At 64.9% G+C, this 26,109-nt stretch carries 26 protein-coding genes; 16 read left to right on the top strand and 10 right to left on the bottom strand.

Going from position 1 to position 26,109, the window contains the following annotated elements; all coding sequences use genetic code 11:
• Positions 1 to 7: 7 nt before the first annotated feature.
• Entirely contained in the window at positions 8 to 874 is an 867-nt protein-coding gene (locus AC5Y5O_RS08805) for a hypothetical protein (RefSeq protein WP_096288218.1), read from the bottom strand.
• Between the two features lie 30 nt (positions 875 to 904).
• Positions 905 to 2,137, bottom strand: a complete 1,233-nt coding sequence (locus tag AC5Y5O_RS08810) for an acyl-CoA dehydrogenase family protein (RefSeq protein WP_096288220.1) — start codon at positions 2,135 to 2,137, stop codon at positions 905 to 907.
• 307 nt (positions 2,138 to 2,444) lie between these two features.
• On the opposite strand from AC5Y5O_RS08810, the gene AC5Y5O_RS08815 reads away from it, so the two are divergent.
• Both AC5Y5O_RS08815 and AC5Y5O_RS08820 read left to right on the top strand, forming a co-directional pair.
• Positions 2,445 to 3,476: a phosphotransferase family protein gene (locus AC5Y5O_RS08815; protein ID WP_165796412.1), complete on the top strand. Its 1,032-nt coding sequence runs from the start codon at positions 2,445 to 2,447 to the stop codon at positions 3,474 to 3,476.
• Entirely contained in the window at positions 3,473 to 4,237 is a 765-nt protein-coding gene (locus tag AC5Y5O_RS08820; protein ID WP_096288224.1) for an SDR family NAD(P)-dependent oxidoreductase, read from the top strand. The genes AC5Y5O_RS08815 and AC5Y5O_RS08820 overlap by 4 nt, the downstream gene beginning before the upstream one ends.
• On the opposite strand, the gene AC5Y5O_RS08825 is transcribed toward AC5Y5O_RS08820, so the two are convergent.
• The 5 genes from AC5Y5O_RS08825 to AC5Y5O_RS08845 form a co-directional block, all read right to left on the bottom strand.
• On the bottom strand, positions 4,238 to 4,822 hold the full coding sequence (locus AC5Y5O_RS08825; RefSeq protein WP_500024700.1) for a TetR/AcrR family transcriptional regulator: 585 nt from the start codon (positions 4,820 to 4,822) through the stop codon (positions 4,238 to 4,240). It lies immediately after the preceding gene.
• A gap of 40 nt (positions 4,823 to 4,862) precedes the next feature.
• Positions 4,863 to 5,447, bottom strand: a complete 585-nt coding sequence (locus tag AC5Y5O_RS08830; RefSeq protein ID WP_096288228.1) for a TetR family transcriptional regulator — start codon at positions 5,445 to 5,447, stop codon at positions 4,863 to 4,865.
• A gap of 17 nt (positions 5,448 to 5,464) precedes the next feature.
• Positions 5,465 to 6,484, bottom strand: a complete 1,020-nt coding sequence (locus AC5Y5O_RS08835) for a zinc-dependent alcohol dehydrogenase family protein (protein ID WP_096288230.1) — start codon at positions 6,482 to 6,484, stop codon at positions 5,465 to 5,467.
• Positions 6,481 to 7,809, bottom strand: a complete 1,329-nt coding sequence (locus AC5Y5O_RS08840; protein WP_500024703.1) for an acyl-CoA dehydrogenase family protein — start codon at positions 7,807 to 7,809, stop codon at positions 6,481 to 6,483. Before AC5Y5O_RS08840 ends, AC5Y5O_RS08835 begins: the two co-directional genes overlap by 4 nt.
• A 78-nt stretch (positions 7,810 to 7,887) precedes the next feature.
• Positions 7,888 to 8,286 carry a nuclear transport factor 2 family protein gene (locus AC5Y5O_RS08845; RefSeq protein ID WP_165796413.1) on the bottom strand — a complete coding sequence of 133 codons (399 nt, stop codon included), beginning with the start codon at positions 8,284 to 8,286 and terminating at the stop codon, positions 7,888 to 7,890.
• A gap of 129 nt (positions 8,287 to 8,415) precedes the next feature.
• Here AC5Y5O_RS08845 and AC5Y5O_RS08850 point away from each other — a divergent pair, with 129 nt between their 5' ends.
• From AC5Y5O_RS08850 to AC5Y5O_RS08860, 3 genes are all read left to right on the top strand, one after another.
• The gene (locus tag AC5Y5O_RS08850) at positions 8,416 to 9,228 is read left to right on the top strand and encodes an acyl-CoA thioesterase (RefSeq protein WP_500024705.1); all 813 of its coding nucleotides are present in this window, start codon (positions 8,416 to 8,418) and stop codon (positions 9,226 to 9,228) included.
• Between the two features lie 85 nt (positions 9,229 to 9,313).
• Entirely contained in the window at positions 9,314 to 9,844 is a 531-nt protein-coding gene (locus AC5Y5O_RS08855; protein WP_096288236.1) for a nuclear transport factor 2 family protein, read from the top strand.
• 8 nt (positions 9,845 to 9,852) lie between these two features.
• On the top strand, positions 9,853 to 10,968 hold the full coding sequence (locus tag AC5Y5O_RS08860; RefSeq protein WP_096288238.1) for an NAD-dependent epimerase/dehydratase family protein: 1,116 nt from the start codon (positions 9,853 to 9,855) through the stop codon (positions 10,966 to 10,968).
• 5 nt (positions 10,969 to 10,973) lie between these two features.
• Here the strand turns inward: AC5Y5O_RS08860 and AC5Y5O_RS08865 are convergent, their stop codons facing one another.
• Together AC5Y5O_RS08865 and AC5Y5O_RS08870 are read right to left on the bottom strand one after the other, a co-directional pair.
• A complete protein-coding gene (locus AC5Y5O_RS08865) occupies positions 10,974 to 12,044 on the bottom strand; it encodes a phosphotransferase family protein (RefSeq protein ID WP_500024708.1) in 1,071 nt (356 codons plus the stop codon).
• Entirely contained in the window at positions 12,041 to 13,171 is a 1,131-nt protein-coding gene (locus AC5Y5O_RS08870) for an Rv3169 family protein (RefSeq protein WP_500024709.1), read from the bottom strand. Before AC5Y5O_RS08870 ends, AC5Y5O_RS08865 begins: the two co-directional genes overlap by 4 nt.
• Positions 13,172 to 13,309: 138 nt before the next feature.
• On the opposite strand from AC5Y5O_RS08870, the gene AC5Y5O_RS08875 reads away from it, so the two are divergent.
• Positions 13,310 to 13,918, top strand: coding sequence for a TetR/AcrR family transcriptional regulator (locus AC5Y5O_RS08875; RefSeq protein ID WP_096288242.1), 609 nt, complete (start codon positions 13,310 to 13,312; stop codon positions 13,916 to 13,918).
• A gap of 118 nt (positions 13,919 to 14,036) precedes the next feature.
• Entirely contained in the window at positions 14,037 to 15,170 is a 1,134-nt protein-coding gene (locus AC5Y5O_RS08880; protein WP_096288244.1) for a phosphotransferase, read from the top strand.
• 7 nt (positions 15,171 to 15,177) lie between these two features.
• Here AC5Y5O_RS08880 and AC5Y5O_RS08885 read toward each other — a convergent pair whose 3' ends face one another.
• On the bottom strand, positions 15,178 to 16,149 hold the full coding sequence (locus AC5Y5O_RS08885) for an aldo/keto reductase (RefSeq protein WP_096288246.1): 972 nt from the start codon (positions 16,147 to 16,149) through the stop codon (positions 15,178 to 15,180).
• Positions 16,150 to 16,248: 99 nt separating this feature from the next.
• Here AC5Y5O_RS08885 and AC5Y5O_RS08890 point away from each other — a divergent pair, with 99 nt between their 5' ends.
• The 9 genes from AC5Y5O_RS08890 to AC5Y5O_RS08930 all read left to right on the top strand — a co-directional run bounded on the left by AC5Y5O_RS08890 (position 16,249) and on the right by AC5Y5O_RS08930 (position 26,096).
• Positions 16,249 to 17,244, top strand: coding sequence for an Acg family FMN-binding oxidoreductase (locus tag AC5Y5O_RS08890; protein ID WP_096288248.1), 996 nt, complete (start codon positions 16,249 to 16,251; stop codon positions 17,242 to 17,244).
• A 151-nt stretch (positions 17,245 to 17,395) separates the two neighbouring features.
• Positions 17,396 to 17,710: a hypothetical protein gene (locus AC5Y5O_RS08895; RefSeq protein WP_096288250.1), complete on the top strand. Its 315-nt coding sequence runs from the start codon at positions 17,396 to 17,398 to the stop codon at positions 17,708 to 17,710.
• Positions 17,711 to 17,808: 98 nt separating this feature from the next.
• Entirely contained in the window at positions 17,809 to 18,480 is a 672-nt protein-coding gene (locus AC5Y5O_RS08900; RefSeq protein ID WP_096288252.1) for a TetR/AcrR family transcriptional regulator, read from the top strand.
• A gap of 550 nt (positions 18,481 to 19,030) precedes the next feature.
• Positions 19,031 to 19,744 carry an MlaE family ABC transporter permease gene (locus AC5Y5O_RS08905; protein ID WP_423790918.1) on the top strand — a complete coding sequence of 238 codons (714 nt, stop codon included), beginning with the start codon at positions 19,031 to 19,033 and terminating at the stop codon, positions 19,742 to 19,744.
• Between the two features lies 1 nt (position 19,745).
• Positions 19,746 to 20,609 (top strand): ABC transporter permease, encoded by an 864-nt coding sequence (locus AC5Y5O_RS08910; RefSeq protein WP_096288254.1) that lies wholly within the window; start codon positions 19,746 to 19,748, stop codon positions 20,607 to 20,609.
• Between the two features lie 6 nt (positions 20,610 to 20,615).
• A complete protein-coding gene (locus tag AC5Y5O_RS08915) occupies positions 20,616 to 21,932 on the top strand; it encodes an MCE family protein (RefSeq protein ID WP_096288256.1) in 1,317 nt (438 codons plus the stop codon).
• Positions 21,929 to 22,969, top strand: a complete 1,041-nt coding sequence (locus tag AC5Y5O_RS08920) for a virulence factor Mce family protein (protein WP_096288258.1) — start codon at positions 21,929 to 21,931, stop codon at positions 22,967 to 22,969. Before AC5Y5O_RS08915 ends, AC5Y5O_RS08920 begins: the two co-directional genes overlap by 4 nt.
• Positions 22,966 to 24,525 carry a virulence factor Mce family protein gene (locus tag AC5Y5O_RS08925; protein ID WP_500024713.1) on the top strand — a complete coding sequence of 520 codons (1,560 nt, stop codon included), beginning with the start codon at positions 22,966 to 22,968 and terminating at the stop codon, positions 24,523 to 24,525. Before AC5Y5O_RS08920 ends, AC5Y5O_RS08925 begins: the two co-directional genes overlap by 4 nt.
• Positions 24,522 to 26,096 (top strand): virulence factor Mce family protein, encoded by a 1,575-nt coding sequence (locus tag AC5Y5O_RS08930; protein WP_096288260.1) that lies wholly within the window; start codon positions 24,522 to 24,524, stop codon positions 26,094 to 26,096. The genes AC5Y5O_RS08925 and AC5Y5O_RS08930 overlap by 4 nt, the downstream gene beginning before the upstream one ends.
• Positions 26,097 to 26,109: the final 13 nt, after the last annotated feature.

Below are 26,109 nucleotides of genomic sequence, written 5' to 3' on the forward strand. Positions count from 1 at the left end.
GGCGCGATCAGCCGACCACCTCGAAGATCGCCGCGGCCGACGTCACGGCCTTGTCCGCGTTGCCCTCGTCGTGCAGCAGCATGCGCACGCCGATGCGTCCGGGACCGCCGGCATGGGCGGTGCCCGCCACCCGGAACGGCCCGGCCTTCCCGCGGGACATGAACATGACGTGCCAGCTGACGACCTGCAGCTTGCGGGTACAGGCGAGATCGGCGGCCAGGTCGATCGCCGCGGTCTCCAGCACGACGTGCTGGGGCCCGATGTGCAGCGCCGCATCCGGCGAGGCGAGTTCAGCGCTGAGCGCGGGCAGTATCCAGTGTCCGTCGTCGCGTCTGGAGGCCCCGAAGGCAGCCCACAGCGGCGGCAGCTCGGGCGAGTCCTCGACAACCAGCTCGGTGCCCGAAACATCCATCCTGTCAAGCCCTTCCGGCGGGATCCCAATGATCGCGCCCTGGCCCTCGTTGAACGCGATCACCCGGTCCGGGTTGTCGGCGTCGACGATCTTGCACCGCCCGTACCCCATGGTCCGGCCTTGGTGCACGATGCCGGAGCCGACGATCTCGACGGCAGAGACGTCGTAACCGGGGTCGATGATCTGCACCGACGCGATGACCGGATTGGGCACCGCGACCATGTCGGTCTGACATCCCTCGGGCGACGAGATGGCCAGCGGTGCAACCATAATGCCGCCTGCCTCGTTGCGCATGTCGCGGCGGATCACGACGGTGTCGTCGACGTCGCCGATGTCCATCGACGAGTGCTTGCGGCCGATGTAGCGGTAACTGAGCAGACCGGTCCACCGGCGGTACAGCTCATCGCGATAGGCATCGGCGTCGCCGGCCAACTCTCGGATGTCTCGCAATTGGTCGCTCACTTATGGCCACCTCTCCCCGACTTCGGTCCGTCAGGACAGTCTGTTTCGCCGCACCTGGTTGAACGGCACGCCGCGGTCGGCGGCGTACTCGCGGGGAAAGTTCAACACCCGCTCGCCGATCACGTTGCGCGCCATTTCGGTGGTGCCGCCGCCGATGCTGGCGATCTGGCGGCCCAGATACCGGATGCCGATATCGAGCAGCTGCGCGTCGTCCTCGACGACCGCGGAGGTCCCCGCGACGGCGATCGCGGTATCGATTTCGACGTCGTGGACCGCGGCCATCTGCAAGCGAATGATCGATCCCGCGGTCGGCGGCAGCGCACCGCCGGCCACGGCGTGGAAGACGTGCTCGCTGAGTTGACGCGCCACCGTCCGGTGGACCAGGGCACGTCCGATCATCTCGCCGACGCGTTCGTCGTCCAGCTGGCCGGTCTTTTCGGCGAGCGCCAGTAGGTCGATCGAAACGTCTTCGGCCTCAGAGATTCCCGGGCCGCTGGTGTACTCCGAGCCGTCGCCCATGCTGCGCCGTTCGTGGTAGAGCTGTCGCGAGGCGACTTCCCACCCCTTGCCCGGCTCGCCGACGACGGCTTCGTCGCCCACCTCGACGTCATCGAAGAATTCCTCGCAGAATTCGATGGAGCCGTTGATTTGCCGGATGCGGTTGATCGTTATTCCGGGGTGCTTGAGCGGCACCAGGAACATCGTCAACCCTTCGTGTTTTGGCGCGTCCCAATCGGTCCTGGCCAGGCATAACCCGTAGTCCGCGGCGAACGCCCAGGTGCTCCACGTCTTGGCGCCTTTGATGATCCACCGCCCGTCCCGGCGGTCGGCACGGGTGATGACGCCCGCGAGGTCCGATCCCCCACTCGGCTCAGACAGCAATTGGACCAGCACCTCGTCGCCCCGCAGCGCCGCGGAGATGTGGGTGCGCTTCTGCTCCTCACTGCCCATGTCGAGGATGGTGGCGCAGCAGATGGCGAAGGACGGCACGTTGAGCAGCAACGGTGTTTCATAGCCTTGCGCCTCGGCGTCGAAGGCCTTCTTGTACTCGTAGCCCAGTCCGAGACCGCCGTACTCCCGGGGAAAGCAGATGCCAGCGAATCCGCCGCCGTACAACGTCTTTTGCAATTCGCGCGCCCGGTGCCAGGACACCTCCGCATCGCGTTCGAGAAGCGCCGCTTCGGCGGGACCCTGCCGCGGCATGTTCTCGGCCAACCAGGCCCTGGCCCGGCGGCGAAACTCCGCTACGGTCTCGTCGATCACCAGGCGTGCCGAATTCGTCTGTGCGTCATCGCCGCTGACCTCCCGACACCGTTGTCGTGCCCAAACCTCGAGCGTGTGCTGGGCGACCGTACAGCGCCCGGCTAATGACTGTACACATCGACGTCCTGCCGCCGCAGTGTCAACGAGTACGCGTCCACCGCTTTGAGTCTGCGCCCACGGCGAGAAATCTCGGAAATTTGCGCCCTAGGCGCAGGCTCGACGCATTCGCCGCCCTGCCGATTACGCGTCCGGGGCTGACATGTTTGGGAATCGGCGCTATTTTAACCGGCGATCGGAGGATCGGCGCATGGCCGCTGCCGCAACGGGTTTCGACGTTCCGCGGTTTCGCGATTGGCTGGCCGAGGCAACCGGCGAGCCGGCGGACGTATCGGTGGCGCCCATTCGCGGAGGCGGCAGCTGCGAGATGTTCCGCATCGACCGGCTGGGGCAGGCCTGGGTGGTGCGCCGGGCGCCACTGGCCACGGTCTCGGACACCGCTCACCAGGTGATCCGCGAGGCGCGCATCATGGAGACGCTGGGCGCCGCCGGAATACCGGTGCCCACGGTGCTGGCTCGCAGCGAGGACCCCGCCATTCTGGGCGCGCCTTTTTTCGTGATGTCCTACGTCGACGGTGGCGTGATCCGCCGCGACGGACTCCCCGAAGCGCTGCACCGGGCTCCGTCGTCACACCACTTGATCGGCGAACAGCTGATCGACACCCTGGTCGCGTTGCACTCGGTCGACTGGATGGACACGGCACTGGCCGAATTGTCGCACCCGCAGGGGTTTCTGCCGCGCCAGGTCGATCGGTGGCTCGCGCAACTGCAGAATTATCGAACCCGCCCGCTGGACGGCGTGGACGAGCTCGCCGGCTGGCTGCGCGAGAACCTGCCCAACGACGGCGATCTCACCGTCATGCACGGGGACTACAAGCTGGACAACGTCATCTGGTCACCCGCGCCGCCACCACGGATCGCCTGCGTCGTCGACTTCGAGATGACGACGGTGGGCGATCCCCTGATCGACCTGGCATGGGCGATGATCTTCTGGCCCGAGGCAGGAAATCCCATTGCGCTGGGGTCGCCGGACGCAGCGCACGGCATTGATCGCGACCATTGCCAGACACCGGATCAACTGATCGAGCGTTACGGCGAGGCCACCGGCCGCGATTTGTCACAGTTCGGCTGGTATCAGGTGTTCAGTGCGTGGAAGCTGGCGATCGTCCTGGAGGCGTCCTACGCGAAGTTTCTGCGCGGCGAGTCCCGCAATCCCGTCCATGAGTTCTTCGGAGCGGTGATCGATGAACTGCTCAGCCGCGCAAGGAGGTTCGCGCAATGATCGACGAGCTGTTCGACGTCGCCGACCGGGTCATCCTGGTCACCGGCGGCAGCCGCGGACTAGGTGCCGCGATGAGTGTCGGGCTGGCCGCGCGCGGCGCACGAGTGGTGATCGCCAGCCGGAAAATCGAGTCGTGCGAGGCACTAGCTGCCACGATCACCGAGTCGGGCGGACAGGCCCACCCGTTGGCCTGCCATGTCGGTGATTGGGAGTCTCTCCCCGGCATCGTCGAGACCACCGTTTCCCGGTGGGGCCGACTGGACGGCCTGGTCAACAACGCCGGCATGAGCCCGCTTGCGCCCTCGCTGCTGGAAACCTCAGAGGTGTTGTTCGACAAGGTGATCGGCGTCAACCTGAAAGGCCCAACCCGGTTGACGGCGCTGGCTGCCACGGCAATGGCCGCGACCGGCGGTGGATCGGTCATCAACATCAGTTCGCTGGCGTCGGTGAAACCCACTCCCGTTACTACGGTCTACGCGGCGGCCAAAGCCGGCCTCAACGCGCTGACCACCGCCTCGGCCATCGAATACGCCGGTGTGGGCGTGCGGGTCAATGGGATCATCTGCGGGACCTTCGATACCGACGCGGCGTCGGGCTTCGTCCGCGACCCCGACCTGCTGCCGGAACTGGTCCGCCGCATCGCGCTTCGTCGGGTGGGCCGGCCTGACGAGATCGTCGGAGCTGTCGTTTATTTGCTCTCCGACGCGTCGAGTTACACCACCGGGTCACTGATGACCATCGACGGCGGTGTCTCCGGCTGATCAGCGGCACCGCTTCGCTGCGGCATCGACGCCCCCGGCCTCGGCGCGCACCCCGGAGATCACCCACTCGACCAGCCGGGGAAAATTCCGATCGATCTTGGCTGTCTCGGACTCCGAGCGCTTCGGTTCGCGCAGCCCGCGCACCTCGACGATGGAATGATTGATCGTCATGTGCGCCAGGCCACGGCAGCACTCGGTGGCCAGCGGGCGCGGAATTCCTTCTTGCAGAGTGGCTTTGAGTAAGGCGTTGACGTAATCGGCAACGGCGCTGCGGTCGTCGATGGTCATCAGCTCGGTCAGAAACGGATGCGCTCGCAGGGCGTCGTGCAACGCCTGACACCAATGCAGTGCCGTCGACTCCCAGGTGTCGTATTCCTTGAAGTCGAGCTTCAGCTGCGCAAAGTGGCGCGCGACCAGCGCCCTGATCAACGCTTCGCGATTGCCGACCTGCTGATACAGCGTCCGAGGCGAGATCTTCAGTGCGGCCGATAGTCGACGGACGCTGAGCGCCTCGATGCCTTCGGAATCCAGCATGTCCAGCGCGTGGGTGAGGATGTCGTCGGCCGGGATCAGCGGCTTGGCCATCGCTGCATCGTACAAGCCCCGGCCGCGGCGACCCTGCAGGCTAAGCGCTGTCGCGACGAATACCTTCGATCAGGTAGTCGATGTGCGTGGCGAACAACTCGTCGACTTCCTCGCGAGTCACGCCGGCCGGATCGCTGCCGGCCAGGCGGCCCCGCCGGCGCGTCGAGTTCGTGCCCGGCGGATGGTCCATCGCAACGAAACCCACGGCCGCCCAGGTCAACAGGCGGCAGGCCCGCACCGACATATCGGTCGACATACCGTCGCGGCGCATGCTTTTCAGCAGCGGGCGCGATGCTTTCAGATAGGCCGGGCGCTTCGCCTGCAGGAAGAGCCGGCAGTCGGCGGCATCGGTCAGCCGTGCGCGGAGTTGACGGGTCCAGCGGCGCGCGTAGTCCGGCCAGGATTCGTCGCTTTCCAGCTCCGGAGCGAGATCGTCGAGCATGTGCTCGGCGATCGCATCGATCAGCGCATCCTTGTTTCCGATTCTGGAATAGACCGGTGGCGGCGTGACGCCCAACCGGTTAGCCACGCTGCGCATGCTGATCGCGTCCAGGCCACTTTCCCGCATGATTTCCACTGCGGCAGCCACGATCTGGTCCGCGTCGAGCTCCAGTTCGCCGGGCACGTCTTACTCCTCGCAAGCTACGGGATAGTCAGGGCGATCTTGCCGATATGTTCGTTTGCCCGCATTACCCGAAGCGCCTCGTCGAGCTGCTCCCAGTCGAGGACGTGGCTGATCTGCGGTTTGATGCCGGCCGTGGACACCACCTCGCACATCTCGCGGTGAGCGCGCACGCTGCCCACCGTGATTCCGATGACGCGCAGGTTGTTCAGCATCACCTCGGCAACCGCGATGGACGCCATGTCGAATCCGCTGAGCACACCGATCACCGCGATGGTGCCGCCTATCGCGGCCGCGTGCAGCGAATGCGGCAGCGTCGCAGGACCACCGAGGTCGACGACCAACTTGGCGCCGCGACCGGCGGTCAGTTCCTTGACCTGCGTCTCCCAGTCCGGGTGGGTTCGGTAGTTGACGAGATGCGTTGCCCCCAAATCCGATCCGACCTTGAGCTTGTCGTCAGACGACGAAGTCAGGATCACGGTGGCACCCCGCAGCCGGGCTAATTGCACGGCGAACAGCGATACCCCACCGGTGCCCTGGGTCACCACCACGTCCCCGTCGCCGATGTTGGCTTCCACCAACGCACTCCACGCCGTGACGCCCGCGCAGGGGATTGTCGCGGCTTCGACATCGCTGAGGTGCGCAGGCGTGCGGACCAGGCCGGCGACATGTTCGACCCGGTATTGCTGCAGCCACCCGTCGCAGGTATCACCGGGCACCTCACGCTTGGCTTCCGGGTTGGGCGGCCCGTCCTGCCAGCCCGGATGAAACGCTCCCATGACCCGATCTCCTGGCCGCAACTCGTCGACTCCCGGCCCGATCGCCACCACTTCCCCGGCGCCATCGGTCATCGGTACGCGCGGCCAGGGCCCGGGCAGCAGGCCCATCAGATTGATGTTGTCGTGGAAATTAAGGCTCGAGGCGTTGACCTTGACCAGCACCTGCCCGGGACCGGGCTCACCCACCGGCATCTCGACGGTCCGCACGGGCTCGCCGGGCCCGGGCATGACGATGGCCTGCTGACGGTCCGGAATACTCATGCGACGCCTGCCTCCTGACGTAGTGCCTGCCACTTCTGTTCCGCGGCCGGCCGCCGCGACGGAAGGTGGTCGGTCGGCCAGCCTTCCACCGGACGGTACTTCTTGAGCACATGCCGGGCCAACACCGACTTGTGCAGCTCGTCGGGCCCGTCGCCGATCGATCCGAACCGCGTCATCCGGTACCACGATTCGACCGGCAGGTCCCCGGAGTACCCCAACGCCCCGCATACCTGGATGGTGCGATCGAGGACCGCGAGCACCACCTTCGAAACATGAGCCTTGATCATGCCCAGCTCGGCGCGCACCTCCCCCGCGCCGAAACGGTCCATCTTCCAAGCGGTCTGGAAGGTCAGCAATCGCGCGGCCTGAATCTCTGTATGCGACAACGCGATATAGTCCTGCACCAGCTGGTGTTCGCCCAACAGGCGGCCATGTGACCGGCGTGAGACCGCACGTTCACCCATGATATCCAGGGCGCGCTGCGCCTGCCCGAGCCAACGCATCGAGTGGTGAATACGTCCGCCGCCGAGACGCTGCTGCGCCAGCACGAATCCGCCGCCACGCGGGCCGATCAGGTGATCCGCGGGAACCCGACAGTCGGTGAAAACCACCTCGGCATGGTTGCCACGCCGGCCGAACTCCGGATCGGGATGCGCCATGGTGGGAATGTCCCGGACGATGTTGCACCCCGGCGTTCCGGTCGGCACCACGAAGATCGACGCGTGCCGGTGCGGCCGGCCGGCGGGATCGGTCTCCGCGACCACCAAGATGATGTCGGCGCAGGACGCGTTGGTGGTAAACCACTTGTGGCCGTTGATGATCCAGTCTCCGCCGTCGAGCACGGCGGTGGTGGCGATGACGGTCGGGTCGGCGCCGGCCAGGAACGGTTCGGTCAGCGCGAACGCGCTCGATATCTCCCCGCTGAGATTGGGGTACAACCAGCGCTGCTTCTGCGCGTCGGTCGCCCCGTGTGCCAGCAACTCCATGTTCCCGCTGTCGGGCGCCTGGACCCCGAACAGCTCCATCGACACCATGCACCGGCCGATGATCTCCGACATCAGCGCGAGCTTGAGCTGGCCCAGCCCCGCACCGCCGAGGCCGGGATCGAGGAACAAACCCCATAACCCCTGCGCCTTGACCTGGTCCTGCAGGTAGCGCTTGACCGGCAGCCACTGGTCGGGCGAAATCTCGGCAAGGATCGGTTCCAGCGGGATGACCTCGGAATCGATGAAACCGCGCATCCAGGACAGCTTTTCAGCGAAATCCGGATCCGTCTCGAAATCCCATGCCATCGCGTTCCTCACCATCGACCGTGCTCGCGGCATCGACAATTCCTTACAGCGAAATCACAGTGTAATCATGGTGTCATGCATTGGCGCAACTCCTGCCGCACCCTCGATCGATCATGAGCTGAATTGCGCTGTCGCATGGGCAACGTCGAGATACTCCCAGACCCGGATAATCAACCCGTCCTGCACCTGCACCCACACGCAGTACTCGTTCTCGTAGGATTGCCGCCCGGCGAACAACGCTGTTGCCCGCATCGTGAAGCGCGCCGCACCCATGTCGTCATCACAGAGCACGTGGTGCACCGTCGTCCGCACGTCGGCGTACAGCTGGCCGAAAATGATGCGCATGCCGGCCCGGATCGCGTCGCGCCCCACCGTCGGGCTGCCCAGCACCCCGACCGCCGGGGTGATCCACCACTGCGCCTTGGGCGCTAGCAGTTCGGTGACACGCTCGGCATCGCCGAACGCGGCCACCAGTGCCGTGAGCAACGCCCGCGTCGACGACTCGGTCATATCGGCCCTCCCAGGCAGCCGCGGCGGGTTCTCAAAATAACACCGATTTCCAATGCGCCGGGGCTTCAGCCGAATGTGATAACCCCGGTGTCCGGAGTTCGGGTCGCCGCGAAGTAGTCTGCCGTCAGCATGACGCCGATCCACCCTTTCGACAGAGCCCTGCGGCTCGATGTCCTGGATGCCGACACCAGGCGCGGCCGCACGCATCCGGAGTGGGCCAACATGGTCGGCCCGTTCGGCGGGATCACCACGGCAATCCTGCTGCGTGCCATCGAGACTCACCCCGGCTGTATCGGTGAGCCGCTGGCGGTGACCATCAACTTCGCCGGCCCCGTCGCCGACGGCGACTTCGACATCCGCCTTCGGACCCCGCGCACCAACCGCAGCAGTCAGCACTGGATTGCCGAGCTCAGCCAAGACGGTGACGTCAAGACCACCGCGACCGCGGTCTTCGGTATCCGGCGCGATACCTGGGCCGACACCGAAGCCCGGCCACCGAGCGCGCCTCCCCCGGAACAACTGGCTCCCGGAGGCGGCCCGGAGATCGTCGTCGCCTGGGCGCGCCTGTACGACATGCGCTTCGCCGAGGGTGCGTTTCCCGGCCCCGGCGCCCGGCCCAGCCCGGCATCGGAGATCGCACTGTGGGTGCGCGACCGCGCGCAGCGCCCGGTCGACTACCCGGCGCTGGCCGCCCTGTGCGACGTGTTCTACCCGCGGGTGTTCCAGCGCCGCGGCGGCGTCGTCCCGGTCGGGACCATCTCGATGACAACCTACTTCCATGCCGATCAGCAGGAGCTGGACGCGCTTGGCGGCGACTTCGTCCTGGCCTGCGCTCACGCCGATCGGTTCACCCACGGATACTCCGATCAGAGCGCGCAAGTGTGGAGTCGCCACGGCGTGCTGCTGGCCAGCACGCATCAGATCGTCTACTTCAAGGCCTGACCGGCCCCGCTGATGAGCGGCTCGCGCATCAATGTCAGGCTGGGCGTGACCTCGCAAAAGACCGGTGCACCAGAATCGAGCCGCAATGACTGAGCGCCCGAACGATGTGATCGCGGACGACCAGGCCGCCGCACTGCTGGCGATCGAGTCCATCAAGCAACTCAAGGCCCGCTACTGCCGGCACCTGGACACCAAGGACTGGGCCGCGTGGCGTGCGATCTTCGCTGACGACTTCGTCAGCGACACCTCCGAGGCGGGCGGAAAACTGATCACCGGCGCCGACGACTTCGTCGCGTTCACCCGCAAGAGCATCGGACGCGCCGCACAGGCCACGGCACACCAGGTACACGCCCCCGAGATCGAGCTCACGTCGGCGACGACGGCGCGCGGGGTGTGGGCGCTGCAAGATGTCGTGCGGTTCGGGCCCGGCGTCAGCCTGGTGGGCTACGGCCATTACCACGAGACCTACGAAAACGTGGCCGGGCAGTGGCTTATCAAGAGCTCCAAGCTAACTCGGCTGCGTGAGGACATCGTCACACCGGTTTTCTCGTTCTACATCTCCAACCGGATCCGCAATACCGCCGCCAGGTTCGCCAACCGGCTGCTGGAGAAATAGGAGACTTCATGACTGTCGACACCATCCTGGTTACCGGCGCGTTCGGACAGGTCGGCAAGCGATGCGCTCAGATTCTGCTCGAGCGGGGCCGAACGGTCATCGCGACCGACCTACGAAACGACAAAACCGTTGCGGTGCAGAAAGAATTGTCGGCCAGCGCCAAACCCGAGGCGCTGATTACCAGCTACGTCGACTTGACCGACGCCGAAGCGGTGCGGGAGCTGATCATGACCCACCAGCCGGGAGCCATCATTCATCTGGCCGCGGTGGTCGCACCGGTTTCGTACCGCAATCCCGCGCTTGCACGAAAGGTCAACGTCGGGGGCACCGAAAACCTGTTGGCGGCGGCCACCGCACTGCCGCGGCCTCCGCTGTTCCTGCTGGCGTCCAGTGCCGCGGTCTACGGCTCCCGCAATCCCCACCGGTTTCCAGAACGAATCACCCCCGATACTCCGGTGAACCCCATCGATCAGTATGGGCAGGACAAAGTGCTGGCGGAAGCCGCGATCCGGGCCAGCGGTCTCCCCCATGCGCTGTACCGACTGGCCGGCGTCATCTCGCCGGACACCCAATCGGGTGGGGTGGACGGTGACAACCTGGTGATCATGCGTTCTATGCCCGTCGACAACCGGATTCACACGGTAGACGCACGAGACGCGGCGCTGGCATTTGCCAACGGTGTCGATCGCGAAGCCACGATTTCCGGCAAGGCGCTGCTGATCGGGGGAAACGAAACGTGCGTCATGCTTCAGCATGAACTCGAGGGTGACCTGATGACCGCCGTCGGACTGGGTCGCCTCGGTCCATCAGCGGGTCTGACCGGCGATCCCGACGACGACCGGGGCTGGAGTTTCACCGGCTGGTACGACACCACGGAAGCGCAAGCGCTGCTTGGCTTTCAAGAGCACGACTGGCAGCAAACCATGGACTGGGTTAGTAAATCCCAGGGGAAAACGCGCACCGTCTTGCGTGTCCTGGGTCCGATACTGCGGCCGGTACTGCGCATCGTGATCAAGCTGCAGAACCGCGCCGAGGGCCGTGGTCCCTACTCCGACCCCTGGGCGATGATCGAAAACAAGTACGGCCCTGCGGCGCTGGCCCATGCCGACAAGCAATCGGACTGATACCCCTAGCGGGCGGATGCCTGCAGTTGCTGGATGCGTTCCTCACGTGGCAGAACCGGACCGTCGTCGATCGGCTCGGTGATACCGAACTCCGACAGCCCGACCTGGGTGAGCATCGAGGTGCCGTACGCGGCGAGCAGCATTTTCTGATCGTCGCTATGCCCATCATCGACGAGCATGGCACCGATCAGGCAGATGACGGCCATCTTGTACGCGTTGAACGCGCGATACCAGGAACGGTTCTGCAGCGTGATGCCGCTGGCCTTTTGGTAGTGCTCGAGAAGTGCCTCGATGCCCAGCGCGTCAGGGTGACTGGTGATGCCGACCGGCTGCATCCAGAGCAGTTCGAGCCAGCCGATGTCGGTCAGAGGATCACCGATGGTGGTCATCTCCCAGTCGAAGACCGCACTGACCTCCCCGTCGGTGAACGCGAAGTTGCCCGGTTTGGCGTCCCCGTGCACCAGGGCGACTTTCGGACACGGCTCCGGCAAGCTGTCCCGCAGTGCCTGCAAAAGCCGTTCCAGCGCGGGCAATGAATCCCGCTTGACCCGGTCCATTTCGGTTGCCCAATGGTCGAGTTCGCGGCGCAGGTGGTTGCCGCCGTCGTCAAGGGCGTCAAGCCCGGTCTGCTCGAGGTCGACAGAATGGATGGCCGCAAGCTGTTCGGCCAGGCTTTGACACATCCGCACCACCGTCGCGCCCGGCGCGTCGGCGGGTGCTTCCATTTCGTAGACGTCACCGCCGACCCGCTCCATCACGAAGAATGGCCGTCCCAGGACGTCGCCGCTGTCCTCGAGCCACAGTGCCGGCGGAACACGAACAGCGCTGTCCTGCAACGCCCGCAGGATCGAGAACTGACGCGCGAGATCGTAAGGTTCCAGCAGCGCAGGCGGTTTGGGGCGCAGCCGCACCACTACATCACGGCGGGTGTCCCCGGTGACGACCGTGAGCACCATCATCTCGGCGGAGTGGCCGAAGTTCACCCGATCGAGGCCCTCGATGCGGACCTCGGCGGCGTTGAGTTGGGTGCGCAGCCACGCGGTCAAACACTCAGCGACGCTGGTGTCGTGCGTCATTGGCGCACTCCATCGTCCGGCAGCCGTTCGACCGGGGTTTTGTCCTGCGTGAAGGCCGACATGTCCATCGCCGCCCAGTTCGGGTAACGGGCATAGCCCCGGCCGCCCATCAGCAATTCGAAGATGCCCCAGCCGGTGTCGCCGTCGAGTTCAAACCGCATCAACTGGTCCAGCGCCATCGATTTACCCTCGGTCTCGCTGAGTTGCGCGGAATCAGTGCTGTCCCATTGGAAGTGGATGAAGTATGCACCGTCGCCGAGGTCCTGATACTGGCAGTGCGCCATCGGCAGGCCGTAGTAGGCGTTGACGTGTTGATGCGGAGCGTCGGCCGTGACCCGGTAGGTCGTGCCGTCCTCGTCGGTGAAAACGAGCACCGCCCGCGCGGGCCGTTTGCGGTCGGCGTCGAATTCTACGTCGTGCTCGATCTTCACGAATCGCTTCGATAGCGTGCCGTTATTGTGGGTGATGCCGCCGTCTACGTAGTTGACTGTGCCATCGGATGATTCGATGATCCATGCCTCGATCGCACGGTTTTCGAAACCGGCGTCGAGCCACAACCAGAAATCGATCTTGTCGGAGACACGCACCCCGAAAGTGCGATCCCGGCCGCCGTGGAAGCCGTCGACACTGATCCGCTCGCCGTCGATCTGCACCCAGCCGGTCCATCTTCCCGGCTCTTTCATGTGGTACATGTCGGCGAGCATCCGGCCATCGGAGTCGTGCACCTTCATCGGCAACAGCTCCCACATCGGCGTGCTGGGCTCGTAATAGAGCTCCCACGCGATTCCGGAATCGTTGGGCTCCACGTCGAGACGCCACTTCTTCAGGGGCTCGACACAGGTCCAGCGCATCGGACCCGCCTTCAGATCGCCGCGGCCGCCACCGTCAATCGGACGTCCGGCCAACAGATCCCAGTGCCGGCCGTCGGCGAAACTGACCTTGACGTATCCCAACCCGGTGCCGGTGTTCGGGTTGTTACCGTAGCCGCTGGCCAGCAGCAGGGTGCCGTCCGGCGAGGCGGCGAAGAAGTAACACCGGTCCGACCAAGTCGGATCGGGATCATGCACCTGATCGAATGTCGTCGGCAGCTGATGGGTGAACGACTCGTCGGCGGCACTGTAACCCATGAATTGCCTTTCCACCTGATGACGAAATCGACTGTCGTCGAACGGTTTTAACGACCACATCGGGTCGGCGAAAAATTTGTGACGAAACCTCGCGCATCAGATACTCAATGGCACAACGCATCCCCTACTATCGCTGCAATGGAGCCGAGCCGGTGGTGGGGCGACGACCGCGCGATCCTCGATGACGAGGAGGCGCGGCGGCGGCTGCTGGACGCTGCGGGCCGCTGCATCGTGCGTCGGGGCAACGCCCAGATCCGGATGGCCGAGTTGGCCGATGAGGCTGGCGTATCCCGCTCGACGGTGTACCGCTACTTCCCCAACCGCGACGAGGTCCTGCTGGGTTTGATGCTGGCGCGGGTCGACACGGCGCTGGGCGAGTTGGTCGGCTCGTTGCGTCACCCCGACGACCCGGTGCGTTCGCTACCCGAGATGGTGTTGGCGCGGGTGGAGTCGGTGGCGGGCAACCCGTTGAACGAGGCGCTGTTCGCCGCGGAGAGCACCGCCGTGCCGGCGGCTCTACAGCTGGGCTCCGAACCGATGATCGAACTGATGTTGGCGCACTACGGCCCGCTGCTGCAGCGATGGAAGGACGCGGGCAAGCTCTACACCGACCTCGACCCCCGCTCGATCGTGCAATGGCTGAGCACGACGACGCTGTTCCTGCTGTCGCCGGCATGGCGACTCCGCCCGGTTGCCGACAAGCGCGAATTCGTCGAGCAGTTCCTGGTACGAGCCCTGGTGCCATAGATCAGACATTAGTCTCACTTTGTCTGATGTCCAGACATTGAGCTATTTTTGTCTCGGCAACTCGTACGCGCGCGCCGCTCCCTGGATCCGGCGCCGGTGCACCCAGGGATGGACAGTCATGACACATGCGGTTGAACAGGCCATTTCCGTCGTCGGACTGGCCGCGCATCTCGGCCGGGGAATCGGCCGGGTGACCGCCGACGCCGTCGTCGGCAGCCGGGCGGGACTGCCCCGTACGGTCGACGACCTCACCACCGCCGCGCTGTCGCGCGTGATGGGCCGAAATGTCAGGTCGATCCGGGTGCTCAACAGCGATGCCGGCACCTCGTCGCGGGCCCGGCTCGTGCTGACGGGCGACGACGTACCGGAGTCGGTCTTCGTCAAGATCACGGCGCAGACCGCCGCCACCCGGCTGATGGGTGAGCTGGGCCGGCTGGGCCACACCGAGGTGCGCTTCTACAGCCAGCTCGCCCCGGAACTCCCGGGCGTCCCGATCGCCTACGGCGCGGCTTTCGACACCTGGACCGGTCGCTACCTGCTGGTGCTGGAAGACCTGCCCGAGTCGTGCGTCTTCCCCGACACGTTGCACCCGCTGTCCACCGACCAGGCGGGCCTCGTCGTCGAGTTGCTGGCGACCCTGCACGCGACGTTCTGGAACCGCATGCGCCAGAACGGGCGCGGCCCGCTGGGCTGGCTCTACACACCGTCGGGTGACGTCACATCGCTGTTGACCGGTTCACTGATGACCACCTCGATGAAGCGCCTCGCTGAGCGCACCACCATCCCGGTGGAGAACGGCCGATTCATCGCCGAGAACTACCGCGCGGTCGCCGCGGTGATCGACACCGCACCGCATACCGTCATGCACGGCGATGCCCACCCCGGCAACATCTACTTCCGCCACGGCGAGGCCGGGCTACTGGATTGGCAGGCCGTGCGACGCGGCCATCCGTCCCGCGAACTGGCCTACACCCTGGTCACGAGCCTTACGCCCGACGACCGCCAGAGTGCCCAGCGCGAACTGCTCGACATCTATCGACAGGCACTGCTCGCAGCCGGCGGACCCGATCTGGACCGCGACGACCTCTGGCTGCGCTACCGGCAGGCCGCACTGTATGCCTATGTCGCACCGTTGATCACCGCGGGCATGGGCGGAATGCAGGTCGAAGACATCGCGATGGAAGGCTTGCGACGCGGTGTCGCGGCCCTCGAAGACCTGGAAACCGTTGCCGCGCTGAAACGTTCGTTGTAGCCAGCGGCTAGCGGTCGATCCATTCCATTTGCGCTTCGGCGTGATGGCCCCCGGCGGCCGGGGTGAGTTGGTCCAGCCGGGAGAGCTGCTCAGGCGAGAGTTCGACGCCGTCGGCACCGACGTTCTCCTCAAGGCGCGCAACCTTTTTGGTCCCCGGAATGGGCACGATGTCGGATCCCTTGGCCAACAGCCAGGCCAGTGCGACCTGAGCCGGGGTGGCGCCGATGTCGGTGCTGATCTCACGCAGCTCGTCCGCGCTGCGCAGGTTGTGCTGGAAGTTCTCGTCGAAGAAGCGCGGGTTGGTCTTGCGATAGTCGGTGTCGGGAAACTCCGCGTTGGATCGTATTGTGCCGGTGAGGAAGCCCCGGCCCAGCGGCGAGTATGGGACGAACCCGATTCCCAGCTCGCGCAGCACCGCCAGGATCCCGTCTTCGGGGTCGCGGGTCCACAGTGAGTACTCCGATTGCACGGCGGCGACGGGGTGCACCGCGTGCGCGCGGCGGATGGTGTTGACACCGACCTCGGAAAGACCGATGTGCCGAATCTTGCCGGCGGCGACCAACTCCGCGAGCGCTCCCATGGTGTCCTCGATCGGGGTGTCGCGGTCTAGGCGGTGTTGGTAGTAGAGGTCAATGTGGTCGGTCGCCAGCCTCTTCAGCGATCCGTCGACCGCGACGCGGATACTGGCGGGGCTGCTGTCGAGGCCGTTGCGTCCGGTGTGCGAGATCAGGCCGAATTTGGTGGCCAGCAACACGCGGTCACGCCGGCCCTCCAGCGCGCGGGCGAGCAGCTCCTCGTTGACGAAGGGGCCGTAGATCTCCGCGGTGTCGATCAGCGTGACACCGAGATCGATGGCGCGGTGCACCGTGCGGATGGATTCGGCGTCGTCGAACCCACCGATCGAATACGCGGCGGACATACCCATCGCGCCCAAGCCGATACGGCCGACCTGCAGGTCGCCGAGGTGAGCCTGTTTCATGCCACGTTCTCCTGTTCGTGCCTGTTGGACTCGAGGACCAACGACCCTGGCGCTGTTCGCGCTCGTGTTCCACGATTGACCTTAGATTGGAGGTCGAACATGCCGGATGCGTTGGTGGACATCGACGTAGTCAGGGACGCCGTGCAGCTGGCCTGCCGGGCCCCGTCGTTGCACAACAGCCAGCCCTGGCAGTGGGTTGCCACCGGCTCACGGTTGCTCCTCTACATCGATGAAAGCCGCAGCCTGCCGGCCGCCGACAAATCGGGCCGCGAGGCGCTGATCAGTTGCGGCGCCGTGCTCGACCATCTGCGCGTGGCGTTGGCAGCAGCAGGGTGGGACAGCCGGGTCGATCTCTTTCCGGACCCGGAGAACTCCGATCTACTCGCGTCCGTCGATCTCGGCCCGCAGCGTCCCGTCACCGATGACCGGCGCTCGCGAGCCGAGGCCATCGCGCACCGGCGCACCGATCGGCTCCCCTTCTCCCCACCGAGCAACTGGGCGGCGTTGGAGGCGAGGCTGCGCGAAGCCGCGGACACCGCCACAGTTCACCTCGACGTGATCCCTGAAGAGCTGCGGCCACAATTAGCCCGCGCGTCCCGGCTCACCGAGTCGCTGCGGCTATACGATACCTCGTATCATACCGAATTAGACTGGTGGACAGGTCATTTCGAGAACGTTGACGGAATTCCGCGCACCTCGCTGTTGTCGGCAGCCGAGAACGATCAGGTCGACATCGGAAGGGCCTTCCCGGTTAGCCCGCACAACGAGCGGCACACGCCGCTTGGAAGAGACCAATCCACCGTGCTCGTGTTGTCGACCGACGAGGACACGCCCGCTGATGCTCTGCGATGTGGCGAAGCGTTGTCCGCGGTGTTGTTGGAATGCACGTTAGCCGGGATGGCGACGTGCACACTGACCCAACTCACCGAACTGTGGGCCAGCCGCGATCTCATCGCGACCCTGATCGGGCGGGCGGCGATGCCACAACTCCTGATCCGTGTCGGCGAAGCACTTGGCCCCACCGACGCAGCCCCACTGACGCCGCGGCGGCCGCTCGGTGAGGTTCTGACATTCAATCCCAACGAATCTGGTTGAGCTCCGCCAGACTCTGCGCGATGCGACCTACGGCCTCCTGGAAGGGGCCGTAATGCCCTCGTCGGACGTAATGCGGAAAAGTAATGTTCAGGAGATTGGAGTATTTGAGCGCTCGGGCAGACGAAGATTGCATCGGCAAAGGAGTACGCAAATGTCGAACAGCGTAACGGTCCATCACAATCGGTCCCCTCAGCAGCGAGCGCAGGACGCCAAGATCTTGAAAGAGTCGGGTGTACACAAGTTGGTCGTCACAGATCGTGACGGCAATTGCTTGGCGTTCGTATTGGCTTGGGACAGCTTCGACTACGACCCCGAGACCGACACCTACGTGTGCATCGCGGACAGCGATGGCAGAGAGCTCATGACCATATACACCGCCGGCGAAATCAAGTCAGCACCCGGTGCGAACACGCACGTGATCACCGCACCGGATGCGACGGGCTCGCGGGCGTTGAAGGCCCTCTGAACTACCGGACACGATCCACGCCGGCTCGACCGGTGGGCGGCTTCTCATGTCCCGGAGGTTATGATAGACCGTTCGTACGGTTAGCCGAAGGGTTCAAGATGCCCCGATTGCCTGGTAGACGCAGCGAGATTCTCGACGCGTTTGTCCGCTATGTCGCCGAACGCGGTTACGACAGAACGAATATGGGTGACATCGCCGACGAGCTCGGCATGTCTAAAGGCACCATCGTCCATCACTTCGGAACCAAAGCGCAGATGTTGCGCGAATTGGAAGAGGCCCATCTGGGCCTGCAGCTCGACGCGCTCGGGATGGTATGGGATCGGCTGGACACGCCGCACGAACGCATCGCAGCGATCATCTACGCCTCGGCCATGTTGCAAGTGATCGCCCGCAATGCGACGGTGGCAAGCCAGCGTGAAGTCGTGCAGTTGTCCGACGATCCGGCTATGCAGCACGTGCGTAAGCTGCGTCAGCAACTACAAGCTCTTGCCGTTGACGAGATCCGCAACGGGATTGAGAGCGGTGTGTTCCGTACCGTGGACGTCGAGCTGGCGGCATTGCAACTGTGGGGGTCATTGCAGTGGATGTGGGTTTGGTTTGATCCCGCCGATTCCCGAACTCCGGAACAAGTCGGCGCCGCTTTTGTCGACGTGTTTCTCGGCGGGCTGTTACTCGACCGCTTAGGGCTGAGCAAGTGGGCGGACCCGTCGGCGAACGTCGTCTCGGTGGTGCGCGAATGCCTTGCCGCAGTAACGAGTGCGACAACTTGACCGCCTAACGCGGATTATTTTGCGCGCCACGGGAATTGGTGCATCAAATTATTTGGAACCGCCGAGGCGTCGGCGGCCGTTCGCCGTTGAGCGCGGTGTTTCCAGCGGGCATCCGACGCTGCGGCGCCCGCCAGGCAGGCAAAGACGCCCACGCGGCCTATGGCCCGGCGCGGGGCGGTTGGCACGGTCGGACCACGTCGTCCGAATTTATTGACTGACCGTACGGTCTAGTGCCATAGTTGCTGCGTGGAGCAAACGCGGCCGATAGTTATCCGGGGGGCGATAACCCGGACTCCGGGGCTCCGCGCGGAAAGGCCCGAAATCGCCGTCGTCCCGACCGGATCTGAAATCTCATATGGCGGACCAGTTTTCGCGACAACCTTATATCGCGGGCGCATATGACGACGGCGACGAGAACACCGGCTGGGGACGCGATCCGCCGAGCGTGGTTACGTCGAAGGCCGCGCCGGTGACAACGACGAACGTGATAGGCGGCCGAGTGCTCGCCAGGATCCGACCGGGGACAGAAGTTGCCGGCGGGTTCTTCCGGATGTGCGTGCTGACCGCGAAGGCCCTCAAGCAGCCGTTCGAATGGCGCGAGTTCATCTGGAACGGCTGGTTCCTGATGCGGGTATCGCTGCTGCCCACCATCGCGGTGTCCATCCCGGAAACCGTGTTGCTGATCTTCACCCTCAACCTCCTGCTCGCCGAGATCGGCGCCGCCGACGTCTCGGGTGCCGGTGCCGCGATCGGCGCAGTCACCCAGCTCGGCCCGATCGTGACGGTGCTGGTGGTCGCCGGCGCCGGGGGCACCGCCATCTGTGCCGACCTCGGTGCGCGCACCATCCGCGAGGAGATCGATGCGCTGGAGGTGCTCGGCATCGACCCGATCCACCGGCTGGTCCTGCCGCGCGTGGTCGCCTCGACGATCGTCGCGGTGCTGCTCAACGGCCTGGTGGTCGCCGTAGGCCTGGGCGGCGGCTACCTGTTCAGCGTGTACCTGCAAAACGTCTCGAGCGGGGCTTACCTCTCGACGTTGACAGCGCTCACCGGCTTACCCGAGGTGGTGATCGCGTTCATCAAGGCCGCGACGTTCGGCCTGATCGCCGGACTGGTCGGCTGTTATCGCGGACTGATCGTCCGCGGCGGATCCAAAGGTCTCGGCACTGCTGTCAACGAGACGGTGGTGCTGTGTTTCATCGCGCTGTTCGCGGTTAACGCCGCGCTGACCACCATCGGCGTCCGCTTCGGAACGGGGCGCTGACATGACGACAGCCGCTGCGCCCCATATCCGTTTCCCGCGGGCCGCCTTACTTCGATACCGGCACATCCCGGTGCGGCTGATGGTCGAGATCGGAGAGATGGTCTGGTTCGCGCTGAGCGCGGTCGCACAGATCCCGTACGCACTGCACAACTACCGCAAGGAGTTGCTGCGGATGGTGGCCCAGATGGGGATGGGCACCGGCGCCATGGCCGTGGTCGGCGGCACGGCCGCCATCGTCGGCTTCATCACCCTGTCCGCCGGCTCCCTGGTCGCCATTCAGGGCTACGCGACGCTGGGAAACATCGGTGTCGAGGCATTCACCGGATTTCTGGCCGCACTGGTCAATGTGCGGTTTGTCGCACCGGTCGCCGCCGGTCAGGCGCTGGCCGCCACGGTCGGTGCCGGGGCCACCGCCGAACTGGGCGCGATGCGCATCAGCGAGGAGATCGACGCCCTGGAAGTGATGGGGATCAGGTCGGTCGCCTTTCTGGCGTCGACCCGCGTGATGGCGGGTCTGGTCGTCATCGTCCCGCTCTACGGATTCGCGATGACCATGGCCTTCCTGTCCCAGCAGGTCACCACGGTGTTCTTCTACGGGCAGTCCATCGGCACCTACAACCACTATTTCCACACATTCCTGCGCCTCACCGACGTGGGGTGGTCTTTCGCGGAGGTGATCCTGGTTGCGGTGGTCGTGATGACCACCCATTGCTACTACGGTTACACCGCCACCGGCGGCCCGGTCGGCGTCGGTGAAGCGGTCGGCCGGTCGATGCGGCTGTCGTTGATCACGATCGTTGTCGTGGTCGTGCTGACCGCCATGGCGGTCTATGGCAAAAGCCCGAACTTCAACCTCACCGTGTAGCCGCCAATGACAGCCCCGGCCCCGAAAGTCAAGGAGAATCAGCCGCGTATCCCGCCGTATAAGACCGCGGCCGCGGTGTTCTTGGCGGTCGCGGCGCTGGTGCTGGCGCTCGTGTGGTTGCAGTTCCGGGGCGAGCTCACGCCGAAGACGAACTTGACGATGCTGGCGCCCCGGTCCGGATTGGTGATGGATCCGGGTTCGAAGGTCACCTACAACGGCGCGGAAATCGGCCGGGTGTCCAGCATTTCGGAGATCGAACGTGACGGTGTCCCGGCGGCCAAATTCGTCTTGGATGTCGATCCGAGGTACGTCAACCTCATTCCGGCGAATGTGGACGCCAATATCAAGGCCACCACGGTGTTCGGCAACAAGTACGTGTCGCTTACTTCGCCGAAAAACCCTACCCCACAACGTATTACACCTAATCAAATCATCGATGCAAGATCGGTGACGACGGAGTTCAATACGCTGTTCGAGACCCTCAACTCGATCACCGAGAAGGTGGATCCGGTCAAGGTGAATCTGACGCTGGCCGCGGCCGCAGCCGCATTCACCGGGTTGGGCGACAAGTTCGGGCAGTCGATCGTCAACGCCAACGCGATTCTCGACGACATCAATCCGCAGATGCCGCGGATCCGGCACGACATCCGGCAACTGGCGGCACTGGGCGACACGTATGCCGACGCGGCACCCTCTCTGTTCGACGCCCTCAACAACTCCGTGATAACGGCGCGTACGTTGCACCGCCAGGAATCCGACCTGGATGCTGCGTTGTTGGCGGCGGCGGGATTCGGCAACACGGGCGAGGACATCGTCCGGCGAGGCGGCCCCTACCTGCAGCGCGGGACCGCCGATCTGGTGCCCACCGCGCAGCTGCTCGACACCTACAGTCCCGAAATCTTCTGCACCGTCCGCAATTACTACGACGAAGAACCCCACGCCTATGAGACAACGGGCGGCGGCAACGGCTACGCGCTGCACACCATGACCGAGCTGACGTCAGGGTTGGGAGGCCTGCTGACCCTGCCCGGGCTGGCCGGCACCGCGGCCACCATGGGGCTCCTCGGGCTGGCCGGTGTGGTGGGCGGGGCGCCGAATCCCTATGTGTATCCCGACAATCTGCCGCGGGTGAATGCTCGAGGCGGTCCCGGGGGCGCTCCGGGGTGCTGGCAGGCCATCACCCATGACCTGTGGCCGGCACCGTCCTTGGTGGTGGACACCGGCGCCAGCCTCGCGCCGTATAACCATCTAGAAACCGGCTCCCCGTACGCAATTGAGTATGTGTGGGGCCGCCAGGTCGGGGACAACACGATCAACCCATGAAAATCACCGGACCCGCCATCAAGCTCGGCACCATCTCATTTGTCCTGCTGCTGATCACCCTGTCGATCGTTGTGGTGTTCGGTCAAATGCGCTTCAACAGCACCAACAGCTATTCCGCGGAATTCAGCAATGCCACCGGCCTGAAAGACGGCCAGTTCGTCCGCGCGGCCGGGGTCGAGATCGGCAAGGTCGAAAAGGTACAGCTGGTGCAAGGCGGCACGCGAGTGCGAGTGGACTTCACCGTCGATCGCTCGATACCGCTTTATGAGTCCACGACCGCGCAGATCCGCTATCTGAATCTGTTCGCCGACCGCTATTTGGAGCTCAAACGCGGCGAAGGCGAGGGCGCCGACCGGGTCTTGCCGCCGGGTGGGTTCATCCCGCTGGCTCGAACGTCACCGGCGCTGGATCTCGATGCCCTGATCGGTGGTTTCAAGCCGCTGTTCCGGGCGCTCGATCCGGAAAAGGTCAACACGATCGCGTCGGCCATCATCACTGTGTTTCAGGGGCAGGGCGGCACGATCAACGACATCCTCGATCAGACCGCACGGCTGACCGCGCACCTGGCCGAACGCGACCAGGCAATCGGCGAGGTAGTCAAAAACCTGAACGTCGTGCTGGACACCACGGTCAGGCATCGCAGGGAATTCGACCAGACCGTGGACGATTTCGAGAAATTGATCACGGGGCTGGCCAATCACGCCGATCCACTGGCCGCGGGCACCGCGAACATCAGCAACGCCGCCGGAACGGTAGCCGACCTGCTGGCCGAGGACCGCGCTCTGCTGCACAAGGAGATCAACTACCTGCAGGCGCTGCAGCAGCCGCTCATCGACCGCAGCGATCAACTCGACGACCTGATCCGCAAGACTCCGACAGCGCTCAACCTGATCGGGCGCAGCATCGGACTCTACGGCGACTGGGTGAATTTCTACCTCTGCGACCTCACGATCAAGTGGAACGGACTGCAGCCCGGCGGCCCGGTCCGCACGGTCCGGCTCTGGCAGCAGCCCACGGGCAGGTGCACGCCGCAATGAGAACACTGACGGAATTCAACCGCGGCCGGGTCGGGCTGATGGGCATCACCGTGCTCGCTCTCGTCGTCGCCGTCGGCCAAAGCTTCACCAGTGTCCCGATGCTGTTCGCGAGTCCCAGCTACTACGGGCAGTTCACCGATACCGGTCAACTGAACAAGAACGACAAGGTGCGCATCAGCGGTGTGAACGTCGGCACGGTGGAGGGGCTCGACATCGACGGCGACCACGTCGTGATCAAGTTCTCCATCGGCGCCAACACCATCGGCACCGAGAGCAGGCTCGCGATCAAGACCGACACCATCCTCGGTAAGAAGGTGCTCGAGATCGAGCCGCGGGGAGCCCAGACGTTGCGGCCTGGGGGCGTGTTGCCGCTGGGTCAAAGCACCACCCCCTACCAGCTCTACGACGCGGTCTTCGATGTCAACAAGGCCGCCGCGGGCTGGGACATCGACAGGGTCAAGCAATCGCTGAATGTGTTGTCGCAGACCATCGATCAGACGTATCCGCACCTGAGCCCTGCCCTCGACGGATTGACCAAATTCTCCGACACCATCGGCAAGCGCGACGACGCGATCAAGCACCTACTCACTCAGGCCAGCCAGGTTGCCAGCGTGCTCGGTGACCGCAGCGAGCAAATCAACCGGCTGCTCGTCAACGCCAAGACGCTGCTTGCCGCGTTCAACGAACGCGGCAGGGCGATTGACGCACTGCTGCAAAATGTTTCAGCTTTCTCGACACAGGTGCAGGGATTCATCAACGACAACCCGAACCTGAATCGCGTCCTCGAACAGTTGCGTGCCCTCAGCGATGTGCTGGTGGCGCGCAAGGACGACTTGGCTCAAACTCTCACGTACGTAAGTCAATTCGCGGCATCGCTGGGCGAATCCGTGGCATCCGGACCGTTCTTCAAGATCGTCCTGTCCAATCTGCTGCCGTACTGGGTCCTGCAGCCGTCTGTCGATGCCGCCTTCAAGAAGCGTGGGATCGACCCGGAGGACTTCTGGCGCAGCGCCGGCCTGCCCGCGTTCCGCTGGCCCGACCCCAACGGCACCCGGTTGCCCAACGGTGCGCCCCCGCCCGCACCCCCAGTGTCCGAAGGCACCCCGGATCATCCGGGTCCGGCCGTCCCACCGGGAACGGCGTGTTCGTACGTTCCGGCGCCCGGTGCTCCCCCGCGGCCGTGGAACCCGCTGCCCTGCATGGGCATAGACGCCGGGCCGTTCGGCGGCGCCTTCCCGGCACCGATCGACGTGCAGACCTCACCGCCAAACCCGAATGGTCTGCCACCGACACCGGGGATCGCGATCGCCGGGCGTCCGGGTGAACCGCCGCCCGACGTGCCGGGCACGCCGGCGCCCCTGCCCGCCCAGGCACCGCCGGGCGCACGCACGGAGAACCTGCAGCCCGCGGGTCCCGTCCCGCACTCGTCGACGTTGGCGCCGGGTCTGCCGCCAGGGCCACCCGCGCCGCCCGGACCCGGGACCCAGCTGCCGGCGCCGTTCATCAACCCCGGCGGCACGGGAGGCAGCGGCATCACGGGAGGTAGCCAGAATTGAGCGCTATCTTTAATTTCCGCCGCCCTGGGCGCCGCAGCGTCGTCGGAGCATTGGTACTGGTGCTGGCCATTGCTGTGGGGCTCGCCGGCTGGCGGCTCTACCAGAAGTTGACCACCAACACCGTGGTCGCTTATCTCCCCGCCGCCAACGCGCTCTATTCCGGGGACAAGGTCCAGATCATGGGCGTTCGGGTGGGTTCAGTCGACAAGATCGAGCCGGCCGGCGGCAAGATGAAGGTGACGTTTCACTACAACAACAAATACAAGGTGCCCGCCAACGCGTCCGCCGTGGTCGTGAACCCAACCCTGGTGGCATCGCGGAGTATTCAATTAGAGCCACCGTATAAGGGCGGCCCGGTGATGACCGACAACGCCGTCATCCCGATCGAGCGTACCCAGGTGCCAACGGAGTTCGATGAACTGCGCGAGAGCGTCGCCAACACCATCAACAAACTCGGCCCGACCCCCGAGCAGCCCAAGGGCCCCTTCGGTGACCTCATCGAGTCTTACGCGGACGGACTGGCCGGCAAGGGCAAGCAGATCAACGCCACGCTGGACAGCCTGTCGCGGGCACTCACCGCGCTGAATCAGGGCCGTGGCAATTTCTTCGCGGTGGTGCACAGCCTGGCTTTGTTCGTCAACGCCTTGCACAAAGACGACCAACAATTCGTCGCGTTGAATCGTAACCTAGCTCAATTCACCGACAGGTTGACCGGGTCTGACGGCGACCTTGCCACGGCGATACAGCAATTCGACAGCCTGCTCTCGACACTGCGCCCGTTTTTGGCCAAGAACCGTGGCGTGTTCGCGCACGATATCGCCAACCTCGCCAACTTGACCACCACGCTGGTACAACCCGAGCCGCTGAATGGTTTGGAGACCGCGCTGCATGTGCTGCCGACGCTGGAGACCAACCTCAGCCAGATTTACCACCCGGCGCACGGTGCGGTCATGTCGATCCCGGCGATACCGAACTTCGCGAATCCAATGCAGTTCGTGTGCAGCATGATTCAGGCCGGCAGCAGGCTCGGTTATCAAGATTCCGCCGAATTGTGTGCGCAGTACCTGGCGCCGATTCTCGACGCGATCAAGTTCAACTACCTGCCATTCGGGTTGAACCTGTTCAGCACCGCCGAGACGCTGCCTAAGGAGGTCGCTTACTCCGAGCCGCGGTTGCAGCCGCCCAACGGGTACAAGGACACCACCGTTCCGGGGGTCTGGGTGCCCGATACGCCGTTGTCGCACCGCAACACCCAGCCCGGTTGGGTTGTCGCGCCCGGGATGCAGGGCGTCCAGGTGGGCCCGATCACCGGGGGCCTGTTGACCCCCGAATCGCTGGCCGAACTGATGGGCGGCCCCGACATCGCACCGCCGGCGTCAGGGCTGCAGACGCCGCCCGGACCGCCGAATGCTTACGACGAGAACCCAGTCGCGCCTGTTATCGGCCTGCCCCAGGTGCCGATTCCGCCACCGCCCCCGGCACCGGGTGTGATCCCGGGACCGGTCGCACCGACTCCAGCTGGACCACCACCGCCCGCGCAGGCCGCCGCGTCGACGGGACCGGGCTCGTGAGAGGCTCAACCAC

This window comes from Mycobacterium sp. NGS40, assembly GCF_059812735.1.

What these genes read in the sequence shown, in the direction of transcription:
- AC5Y5O_RS08855 (WP_096288236.1), top strand. Translation starts at nt 9,314, where the DNA reads ATGACTGAGCGCCCGAACGATGTGATCGCGGACGACCAGGCCGCCGCA.
- AC5Y5O_RS08860 (WP_096288238.1), top strand. Translation starts at nt 9,853, where the DNA reads ATGACTGTCGACACCATCCTGGTTACCGGCGCGTTCGGACAGGTCGGC.
- AC5Y5O_RS08845 (WP_165796413.1), bottom strand. Translation starts at nt 8,286, where the DNA reads ATGACCGAGTCGTCGACGCGGGCGTTGCTCACGGCACTGGTGGCCGCG.
- AC5Y5O_RS08835 (WP_096288230.1), bottom strand. Translation starts at nt 6,484, where the DNA reads ATGAGTATTCCGGACCGTCAGCAGGCCATCGTCATGCCCGGGCCCGGC.
- AC5Y5O_RS08905 (WP_423790918.1), top strand. Translation starts at nt 19,031, where the DNA reads ATGTGCGTGCTGACCGCGAAGGCCCTCAAGCAGCCGTTCGAATGGCGC.
- AC5Y5O_RS08865 (WP_500024708.1), bottom strand. Translation starts at nt 12,044, where the DNA reads ATGACGCACGACACCAGCGTCGCTGAGTGTTTGACCGCGTGGCTGCGC.
- AC5Y5O_RS08815 (WP_165796412.1), top strand. Translation starts at nt 2,445, where the DNA reads ATGGCCGCTGCCGCAACGGGTTTCGACGTTCCGCGGTTTCGCGATTGG.
- AC5Y5O_RS08840 (WP_500024703.1), bottom strand. Translation starts at nt 7,809, where the DNA reads ATGCCGCGAGCACGGTCGATGGTGAGGAACGCGATGGCATGGGATTTC.
- AC5Y5O_RS08885 (WP_096288246.1), bottom strand. Translation starts at nt 16,149, where the DNA reads ATGAAACAGGCTCACCTCGGCGACCTGCAGGTCGGCCGTATCGGCTTG.
- AC5Y5O_RS08820 (WP_096288224.1), top strand. Translation starts at nt 3,473, where the DNA reads ATGATCGACGAGCTGTTCGACGTCGCCGACCGGGTCATCCTGGTCACC.
- AC5Y5O_RS08915 (WP_096288256.1), top strand. Translation starts at nt 20,616, where the DNA reads ATGACAGCCCCGGCCCCGAAAGTCAAGGAGAATCAGCCGCGTATCCCG.
- AC5Y5O_RS08825 (WP_500024700.1), bottom strand. Translation starts at nt 4,822, where the DNA reads ATGGCCAAGCCGCTGATCCCGGCCGACGACATCCTCACCCACGCGCTG.
- AC5Y5O_RS08875 (WP_096288242.1), top strand. Translation starts at nt 13,310, where the DNA reads ATGGAGCCGAGCCGGTGGTGGGGCGACGACCGCGCGATCCTCGATGAC.
- AC5Y5O_RS08870 (WP_500024709.1), bottom strand. Translation starts at nt 13,171, where the DNA reads ATGGGTTACAGTGCCGCCGACGAGTCGTTCACCCATCAGCTGCCGACG.
- AC5Y5O_RS08890 (WP_096288248.1), top strand. Translation starts at nt 16,249, where the DNA reads ATGCCGGATGCGTTGGTGGACATCGACGTAGTCAGGGACGCCGTGCAG.
- AC5Y5O_RS08925 (WP_500024713.1), top strand. Translation starts at nt 22,966, where the DNA reads ATGAGAACACTGACGGAATTCAACCGCGGCCGGGTCGGGCTGATGGGC.
- AC5Y5O_RS08880 (WP_096288244.1), top strand. Translation starts at nt 14,037, where the DNA reads ATGACACATGCGGTTGAACAGGCCATTTCCGTCGTCGGACTGGCCGCG.
- AC5Y5O_RS08920 (WP_096288258.1), top strand. Translation starts at nt 21,929, where the DNA reads ATGAAAATCACCGGACCCGCCATCAAGCTCGGCACCATCTCATTTGTC.
- AC5Y5O_RS08895 (WP_096288250.1), top strand. Translation starts at nt 17,396, where the DNA reads ATGTCGAACAGCGTAACGGTCCATCACAATCGGTCCCCTCAGCAGCGA.
- AC5Y5O_RS08910 (WP_096288254.1), top strand. Translation starts at nt 19,746, where the DNA reads ATGACGACAGCCGCTGCGCCCCATATCCGTTTCCCGCGGGCCGCCTTA.
- AC5Y5O_RS08900 (WP_096288252.1), top strand. Translation starts at nt 17,809, where the DNA reads ATGCCCCGATTGCCTGGTAGACGCAGCGAGATTCTCGACGCGTTTGTC.
- AC5Y5O_RS08850 (WP_500024705.1), top strand. Translation starts at nt 8,416, where the DNA reads ATGACGCCGATCCACCCTTTCGACAGAGCCCTGCGGCTCGATGTCCTG.